The 8,612-nt window shown below is 55.6% G+C and carries 9 protein-coding genes; 7 read left to right on the top strand and 2 right to left on the bottom strand.

The window, feature by feature from the left end:
* Positions 1-288 precede the first annotated feature (288 nt).
* From upp to hda, 3 genes are all read left to right on the top strand, one after another.
* A complete protein-coding gene (upp, locus tag RTY00_RS14135; RefSeq protein WP_008108331.1) occupies positions 289-915 on the top strand; it encodes a uracil phosphoribosyltransferase in 627 nt (208 codons plus the stop codon).
* A 189-nt stretch (positions 916-1,104) separates the two neighbouring features.
* Positions 1,105-2,388, top strand: a complete 1,284-nt coding sequence (gene uraA, locus RTY00_RS14130) for a uracil permease (RefSeq protein WP_154181602.1) — start codon at positions 1,105-1,107, stop codon at positions 2,386-2,388.
* Positions 2,389-2,481: 93 nt separating this feature from the next.
* Positions 2,482-3,183, top strand: a complete 702-nt coding sequence (hda, locus tag RTY00_RS14125; RefSeq protein ID WP_312664875.1) for a DnaA inactivator Hda — start codon at positions 2,482-2,484, stop codon at positions 3,181-3,183.
* Here hda and arsC read toward each other — a convergent pair.
* Both arsC and RTY00_RS14115 read right to left on the bottom strand, forming a co-directional pair.
* Positions 3,180-3,527 (bottom strand): arsenate reductase (glutaredoxin), encoded by a 348-nt coding sequence (arsC, locus tag RTY00_RS14120; RefSeq protein ID WP_312664874.1) that lies wholly within the window; start codon positions 3,525-3,527, stop codon positions 3,180-3,182. The two genes, hda and arsC, sit on opposite strands and share 4 nt — an antisense overlap.
* 4 nt (positions 3,528-3,531) lie before the next feature.
* Positions 3,532-4,995, bottom strand: coding sequence for a tetratricopeptide repeat protein (locus RTY00_RS14115; RefSeq protein ID WP_061717947.1), 1,464 nt, complete (start codon positions 4,993-4,995; stop codon positions 3,532-3,534).
* A 640-nt stretch (positions 4,996-5,635) separates the two neighbouring features.
* Between RTY00_RS14115 and RTY00_RS14110 the strand changes: the two genes are divergently transcribed.
* From RTY00_RS14110 to RTY00_RS14095, 4 genes are all read left to right on the top strand, one after another.
* Positions 5,636-6,241: a DsrE family protein gene (locus RTY00_RS14110; RefSeq protein WP_312664873.1), complete on the top strand. Its 606-nt coding sequence runs from the start codon at positions 5,636-5,638 to the stop codon at positions 6,239-6,241.
* A gap of 23 nt (positions 6,242-6,264) precedes the next feature.
* Complete coding sequence (locus tag RTY00_RS14105) at positions 6,265-6,873, top strand: DsrE family protein (protein WP_312664871.1); 609 nt, start codon at positions 6,265-6,267, stop codon at positions 6,871-6,873.
* 126 nt (positions 6,874-6,999) lie between these two features.
* The gene (locus RTY00_RS14100; protein ID WP_312664870.1) at positions 7,000-8,025 is read left to right on the top strand and encodes a substrate-binding domain-containing protein; all 1,026 of its coding nucleotides are present in this window, start codon (positions 7,000-7,002) and stop codon (positions 8,023-8,025) included.
* The coding region (locus tag RTY00_RS14095) for an ABC transporter substrate-binding protein (protein WP_312664869.1) at positions 8,022-8,612 on the top strand (591 nt) is incomplete at its 3' end. The genes RTY00_RS14100 and RTY00_RS14095, both read left to right, overlap by 4 nt.

The following is an 8,612-nucleotide window of genomic DNA, read 5'->3' as shown; positions in this document are numbered from 1 at the left end:
TACCAGCATCGATATCAGCACCGGCGTCTTTGTAGCTGAGAGAGGTTTTGTCGGTCACTGCGGAATCCCCACGCGAGTTGCGGTTGGTGGCAAAAATTAAGCGCGGCAATTCTAACAGCGCAGGCAAACGTTTGCGAGTCCCATCTCATGCTGCCTTTGCATAGCCTCAGATTTTCGCCAATCCTTAGATGACGCAGGCTATTGACCGATGACATATGGCGCAGCGGCGAAAAGGCGGTATAATCCGGCGATTTTTTTTTAGCTCAACTCAATTCCGGGAGAACAATCATGAAGATCGTGGAAGTCAAACACCCGCTGGTCAAACATAAACTGGGCCTGATGCGTGAGCATGATATCAGCACCAAGCGTTTCCGCGAGCTGGCCTCGGAAGTGGGCAGCTTGCTGACCTATGAAGCCACCGCCGATCTGGAAACCGAGCGCGTCACGATTGAAGGCTGGAATGGTCCGGTTGAAATCGATCAGATCAAAGGTAAAAAAATCACTGTAGTTCCGATTCTGCGTGCTGGCCTCGGCATGATGGAAGGTGTGCTCGAGCACGTGCCAAGCGCGCGCATCAGCGTGGTTGGCGTGTATCGTGATGAAGAGACGCTGGAGCCGGTACCGTATTTCCAGAAGCTGGTGTCGAACATTGAAGAGCGCCTGGCGCTGGTGGTCGACCCGATGCTGGCAACCGGTGGTTCAATGATCGCCACTATCGATCTGCTGAAGAAAGCCGGTTGTACCAGCATTAAAGTGCTGGTGCTGGTGGCCGCACCTGAAGGTATTGCCGCGCTGGAGAAAGCGCATCCGGATGTGGAGCTCTACACCGCATCTATCGATCAGGGATTGAACGAGAAGGGCTACATCATTCCTGGACTCGGCGATGCCGGGGACAAGATTTTCGGAACCAAATAAAAGAAACCAGCCGGCCAGAGAGTCGGCTTTTTTTGGCAAAAACACAACATTGTCATCCTCGAGTTATTTGAGCCAGGGCAAGGCGGCAAACGAGTTCATCCCGATGAGCTTACTTAAGTAAGTGATTCGGGTGAACGAGAGCAGCCAACGCAGCCATGGCTCGAAGAACGAAGAGGATAGGGGATAATAATGACTCGTCGCGCTATTGGTGTGAGCGAACGCCCACCGCTTTTACAAACCATTCCACTCAGCTTGCAGCATCTGTTCGCCATGTTCGGCGCAACCGTGCTGGTGCCGATTCTGTTCCACATCAACCCGGCCACGGTGTTGCTGTTTAACGGCGTTGGAACACTGCTCTATCTGTTTATCTGTAAAGGCAAAATCCCGGCTTATCTCGGTTCGAGCTTTGCCTTTATTTCACCAGTGCTGCTGCTGTTGCCGCTGGGTTACGAAGTGGCGCTGGGCGGCTTTATTCTCTGCGGTTTGCTGTTCTGCATTGTGGCGCTGATCGTCAAGAAAGCCGGAACCGGCTGGCTTGACGTGATGTTCCCACCGGCGGCGATGGGCGCGATTGTCGCGGTTATCGGTCTGGAACTGGCGGGCGTAGCGGCGAATATGGCCGGTTTGCTGCCCGCTGATGGCACATCGCCAGACAGCAAAACCGTGATCATCTCAATGGTGACGCTGGCGGTGACCGTGTTTGGTTCGGTGCTGTTCCGTGGTTTCCTCGCCATCATCCCGATTTTGGTCGGTGTATTGGTGGGCTATGCGCTCTCTTACATGATGGGCATTGTCGACTGGACCGCGGTTGAAAATGCACCGTGGTTTGCGTTGCCAACCTTCTACACGCCGCGTTTTGAGTGGGTAGCGATGCTGACCATTCTGCCAGCCGCGCTGGTGGTGATTGCCGAGCACGTGGGTCACTTAGTGGTTACCGCCAACATCGTGAAGAAAGATCTGATCCGCGATCCGGGCCTGCATCGCTCGATGTTCGCCAACGGTTTATCCACCATGATCTCCGGCTTCTTCGGCTCCACGCCGAACACCACTTACGGCGAGAACATCGGCGTAATGGCGATTACCCGCGTCTACAGCACCTGGGTAATTGGCGGCGCGGCGATCTTTGCCATTCTGCTCTCCTGCGTCGGCAAACTGGCGGCGGCGATTCAGGCGGTTCCCGTGCCGGTGATGGGCGGCGTTTCGCTGCTGCTGTACGGCGTGATCGGCGCATCCGGTATTCGTGTATTGATCGAATCTAAAGTGGATTACAACAAAGCGCAGAACCTGATCCTGACCTCGGTGATCCTGATCATCGGCGTGAGCGGTGCCAAAGTGCATATCGGTGCGGCCGAGCTGAAAGGCATGGCGCTGGCAACCATCGTTGGCGTTGGCCTGGCTTTGATCTTCCGTTTAATCAGCGTATTACGTCCGGAAGAAGTAGTGCTGGACGCTGAAGAGAAGCGCGAAAGTTAAGGCTGCAAGCCGGGCAGGGAAGCCCGGTTCATCTCCGGCAAAGATCGTGATAAACTTGCGCGGTTTTCTGCCCGCTCATCCGTTGAGGTACTTCTGAACACGCCGGCACAGCTCTCATTGCCACTCTATTTACCCGATGATGAAACCTTCGCCAGTTTCTGGCCGGGGGAAAACACGTCTCTGCTGGCGGCGCTGCAAGGCGCACTCTCTCAGCAACACGGTAGCTATCTCTATTTCTGGTCGCGCGAAGGCGGTGGCCGCAGTCATCTGCTGCACGCAGCCTGTGCGGAACTCTCGGCGCGCAGCGAAGCGGTGGGCTATGTGCCGCTGGATAAGCGCACGTGGTTTGTGCCGGAAGTACTGGAAGGCATGGAGAATCTGGCGCTGGTGTGCATCGATAATATCGAATGCATCGCGGGCGATCCTGAGTGGGAAATGGCGATCTTTGATCTCTACAATCGCATCCTGGAAATCGGTAAAACGCGTTTGCTGATCACCGGCGATCGACCGCCGCGTCAGCTAAATCTCGGCTTACCGGATCTGGCTTCACGCCTCGATTGGGGACAGATTTACCGTTTGCAGCCGCTCTCGGATGACGACAAATTACAGGCGATGCAGTTGCGTGCTGGACTGCGTGGTTTTGAGTTGCCAGAAGATGTCGGGCGCTTCCTGCTGAAACGCCTCGACCGTGAGATGCGTACGCTGTTTGATACGCTGGATCGTCTTGATCGCGCCTCCATCAGCGCCCAACGCAAACTCACCATTCCCTTTGTTAAAGAAGCGCTTGAGCTTTAGATAATCTCCAGCACCGCTTCTGGCGGACGGCCAATGCGTGCCTGTTTGCCATTGATCACGATTGGGCGTTCGATCAGTTTCGGATGATCCACCATCGCCTGCAGCAGCTGATCCTCGCTTAACTCGCTATTCGCTAAAGCCAGCTCTTTATACAGATCCTCTTTGCGGCGCATCAGTTCGCGTGCGCTGTGCATGCCGAGCTGTTGCAGCAGGCGCTGTAGCGTTGGCACATCGGGCGGCGTTTCAAGATAGAGCACCACTTCAGGTTCGATACCTTTCTCATGTAACAACGCCAGCGTCTCGCGGCTCTTGCTGCAGCGCGGGTTGTGATAAATGCTGACCATCTTCTTATCCTTTTTGATAAACCTTAAAACGCTTCTGCAGTTCACGGAACTGGTCGATACGTGCGTCATAGCGCGCTTGTTTCAGGCTGCCGAGCGGCACCTGCGCGCTGGCGCTGCTCAAGGTAGAGATCGCCTGATCAAGCTGCCCATTCAGCGCCAAACCTTCAGCGCGCGCCGAGAGTTCTTCATCCCGCAAACCCTGCGCCGCCGAAGCCTGCGCCAGCAGATCAAAGGCGTTAACATCATCCGGATGCGCAAAGGTATAGCGATTGAGGATGCGGCTGGCGTTGGCCGGCTGTTTCGCTTCGACATAGGCATTAGCCAGGTTCAGTTGCAGCACCGGATTGGTGCTGCTGCCTTTGGCGCTGGTCAGCATGGCAATCGCCTGCTGCGGCTGATTCAGGCCGATGTCGATGTCGGTCATGATATCGAGGAACCAGACGTTATCCGGCTGCTTCGCCAGCAGCGGAGCGATCACGCGTTTGGCGCTATCAAAGCTTTTAGCCTGCAGGAACTGCACCGCTTTGCCGTACTGCGCCGCCTGCTGCTCGCGCACGTTGCCTTTGGCGTATTCGTTCAGCAGATCATCGGTCAGCTGATTGCGGCCTGTGGCGTACATGCCGAGCGAACGCACTTTCGCCATGTAGAAATCCTGCGACGACTGCACCACCACCGGACGCATCTGGTTGGCGCGGTTACGCGCATCGGCCAGTCGACTGTCGGGTAACGGGTGCGTCAGCAAAATTTCCGGTGGTTTGGAGGAGAAGCGGCTCTGATCCGCCAGCTTCTGCAGGAAAGTCGGCATCGCTTGCGGATCGAATCCGGCGCGTTGCAGCACCTGAATACCGATGCGGTCGGCTTCCTGTTCGTTGCCTTGGGTAAAGCTGATAATGCCTTGCTGTGCGCCCGCCAGCGTACCGGTCAGCGCCGCCATGCCCGCTTGCGGACTGGCCATCGCCAGCAGAATCGACCCCAATGCGCCGACCCAGGTCAGCGGCGCATTACGACGCTGCTCTTCCATGGCGCGCGCCAGATGGCGCTGCGTGACGTGCGAGATTTCGTGCGCCATCACCGATGCCAGCTGGCTTTCGTTATCGGTGTAGCGGAACAGCGATGAATGCAGCACCACGTTGCCGCCAAAGAAGGCGAAGGCGTTGAGTTCATCGTTCTGGATCAAAAAGAAGTGGAACGGCGTGCGTACCGAGTTGGCATGTGCCACCAGACGCTGACCGAGCTCATTAATATATTGATTCAACAGCGGATCGTTAATCAGAGGCGCACTGGCGCGCAGCTGGCGCACGTAGAAGTCGCCCATCTGCAATTCCTGATTAATCGAGAGCGTCGAACCTGCTGTGGTGCCCATGTCGGGCAGCGTATCACTGACGTCAGCGCGCGCACTCAGCGCCGGCGTCAGCAGCAGCGTAGGAATAAGGGCCGCCAGCAATGATTTTTTCAACCGGTTAAACATGCCTTGATCCTGTAAAAGTCACCCGAAATTGGACAGGTAAGTGGTTCAAATGTTCTGCACTATTTTCCCTTTGCGTAACGCGCTCTATCTTAACCAGACTGCGGCAACAAGCAAACGACGAAGCTTGATGGGGTATAAATGAAGAAATGGTTACAGCACGACGAAATTGCAGCAAAAAATTGAATAGGCCGCAGCGAGATAAACAGGCTTCTTCACCCGTAAAAGTTAAAGTTACGTAAAGTTGCTCAAAATTATTGAGCCTGGCATGAACTTTTCCAGGTTTACTCTGAAAAGAAGAGGCAAATCAGCGCGGTTGGCCCGCTTTATCCATCAGTGATTTTAATCGTGATTATGGTGTTAAGGGCATTTTGCACAGTAATTATTGGACAGATTTTAAACGTACGTAAACTTATCCATTCTGGATTATGACCACAATTTCACGTCCACTCTTTTCTCAACTCCTGACAAAGCGTCAATCGAAAGCCTTTTTCAATTAACCCTGCTAATTATTTTGCACGCAACCATTCAGCCGGACAGCCCGTCACTACAGGACTTTTGCCCTGCTCACGCTGTGGTATAGATAAAGCACTTTATTCAAACGGACTGTGAATTGACGCGCAGTGCATGCCGGAGAGTTTTTATGCGTTCTGTAGTCTCATACGCCCTTATCGCGATTGTCGGAGGCTTTGTTGGCGCCACCGTGAGCAAAGGTGATGACTTATATCAGCGTGTTGTCAGCCATTTTTCTGCCGAACCTACCGATCCCGACGGTTTCTGGAGCACGCCCGCCGTCGACGGCTACGGCAAAATCCATTACGAGCCGGATGCCGCCTTCAAACCGGTGGTCGGTTTAAGCAACAAAGTGGTGTTCCAAATCACCAAAAGTGAAGGAGAGATGACGCGACCAAATCTTGGACTCGAACGTGTTGCGCGCGTGGTCAATCTCTATATCGCTTCGGGCGTACCGGCCGACGACCTGCACTTTGTGGTGTCGGTTACCGGTGATGCCACGCCAGCGATGCTGGATAACGCGCATTTCCAGCAGTTCTACAAAGCGGGCAACCCTAATCTGGCGCTGATTGGTGCGCTGAATAAGTTGGGCGTGAAAGTTTCAGTGTGCGATCAGTCGGTGGCGTTCCATCACTTCCCGAAAGAGTGGATTGACCAATCGGTGATTCATGCACTCTCCAGCCCGACTACCGTGTCGACGCTGGAAAATCAGGGTTATGCACTCTTACAGATGTAAATCTCAGGCACAGGAGAAGTGAAATGCGTCCAGCATCCTATATCGTTATTGCGGCCCTGGCAGGTTTTGTCGGCGGCAATGTATTGCAACTGCCCGATTTGGTCGACAAGGTCAGCGATAAATTCGCCGACAAGAAAACCGAACCGGCTGATTTCTGGAGCACGCCGGCGATCGACGGTTACGGCAAAATCCACTTTGTGAATGTGCCGGACTACAATCCGGCCACCACGCCGGGGTTGAGCAATAAAATCGTCTTCCAGATCAACCGTAATGAAGGGGATATTCATCAGGCCAACCTCGGGCTGGAGCGTGTGGCGCGCGTCACTAACCTCTATTACGCGGCGGGCGTACCGCTCGATCAGCTGAAGTTTGTGGTGTCGATCAACAGCGATGCGGTTCCTGCTGCGCTGAACAACGATCAGTTTCGCAAAGCGTACGGCACCGATAACCCGAATCTCAAGCTGATTGATGAGCTGAGAAAAGCCGGCGTGAAGGTGACCATTTGCGATCAATCGGTGGCTTTCCATCAGCTGGAACGTGACTGGATCGATACGCGCGTTACTCATACGCTGTCGAGCGGCACCACCGTGGCGTCGCTGCAAAACGAAGGTTATGCCTTCCTGATGTTGTAATGCCTGCCTGACAGCAGTTCGCGCTGCTGTCATCTCGCTGTCATTTATCCGCGATGTTGCTGTCACAGTTCGCCGCTAGTTTAAGCGCCAATGAGATCGATCTCATTGGCACTTTACGAGGCGAACATGTCCGATTTAATCAGCGTGGCCAAACTGGCTGGCGTTTCTCGCGCCACCGCTGCACGCGCATTCTCTGATCCGCATCTGCTGCGTGCTGACACGCTGGAAAAAGTGTTGAGCGCCTCCGAGCAGCTCGGCTTTCGCCCTAATCACATTGCCCGCCAACTGCGTACCCAGAGTTCAACCACCTTCGGCGTGCTGCTGCCGTCGCTGCTCAATCCGATCTTCGCCCGCCAACTGCAAGCGATGGAGCGTCAGGCGCGTGCTGCCGGTTACGGCCTGTTGGTGGCAACCAGCGATTATCAGCCAGAACGTGAAGCGGCCATTGTCGAGCACATGCTGAATCAGCGCGTGGCCGGTTTGGTTCTCACCGTTGCCGACGCCGATAACAGCGCCATCCTGCATACGCTGCATCAAGCCAGCATGCCGTTTGTCCTGACGCACAACGTGCCGCAGGAAACCCACTGGCCCGCCATTTGCGTCGATAACCGCCAGGCGATGCAAGAAGCCACTCAACATCTGCTGAATCTCGGTCATCGCCACATCGGTATGGTGGCCGGGCCGATGCTGCAATCGGATCGCGCGCGTCTACGCTATCAAGGCTATTGCGATGCAATGCAACAAGCCGGACTCGCCGCGCTGCCGGTCATTGAAATGCCCAGCCATACCCAATCTGATTTCGCGCTGCTGCAGCCGCAGCTGCAAGGCGATATGCCGCTGAGCGCGGTGATTTGTACTAACGATCTGCTCGCCATCAGCCTGATTGGTGCGGCGGCGCGCGCCGGCGTGCGCATTCCGCAGCAGCTGTCGGTAATGGGATTTGATGGCATCGATATCGGCGAGCAAATCGCACCGTCGCTGGCGAGCGTAACGCAGCCCGCCGACATGCTCGGCGCGGGTGCCATCGACATGCTTTTACAACAAGCCAGCCGCGGTACCCGCGTACTGGCGCATCGGTTGCGCAGCGGCGAAAGCATCGCTGCGCCAGCAATCGCTTTTTCTTCAATTGCCAACATCAGGGAACCATCATGAAAAAAGTCACCATCATTGCCGGGGCGCTCGCACTGACCGCCGGCTCGCTGTTCAGTTCGCTGGCGCAGGCCGCCGATACGGCGATCTGCTACAACTGTCCTCCCGAGTGGGCGGATTGGGGAACCCAGCTTAACGCCATTGCCAAAGACACCGGGATTCAAGTGCCGCAGGACAACAAAAACTCCGGCCAGGCGCTGGCGCAAATGGTGGCGGAGAAGGGCAATCCGGTGGCAGATGTGGTTTATTACGGCGTCAGTTTTGGCATCCAGGCGGACAGCGCCGGTGTCATCAGCAGCTATAAGCCCGCGCATTGGGACGAAATCCCAGCCGGAATGAAAGATCCCGACGGCAAATGGGTGGCGCTGCACTCCGGCACCATGGGCTTTATGGTTAACGTTGATGCGCTGGGCGGCGCGCCGGTGCCGCAATCCTGGGACGATCTGCTGAAGCCTGAATACAAAGGCATGATCGGCTACCTCGATCCGGCTAGCGCCTTTGTCGGTTACGTGGCGGCCGTGGCGGTCAACCAGGCGAAGGGCGGCAACATGCAGGACTTCACACCCGCGCTGACATGGTTCAAAAAACTC

The organism is Pantoea sp. CTOTU49201 (genome assembly GCF_032054795.1).
Classification (GTDB): Bacteria; Pseudomonadota; Gammaproteobacteria; order Enterobacterales; family Enterobacteriaceae; genus Pantoea; species Pantoea symbiotica.
The sequence above is the reverse complement of the archived record's forward strand: the minus strand, read 5'-3'. Positions and strand labels throughout refer to the sequence as shown.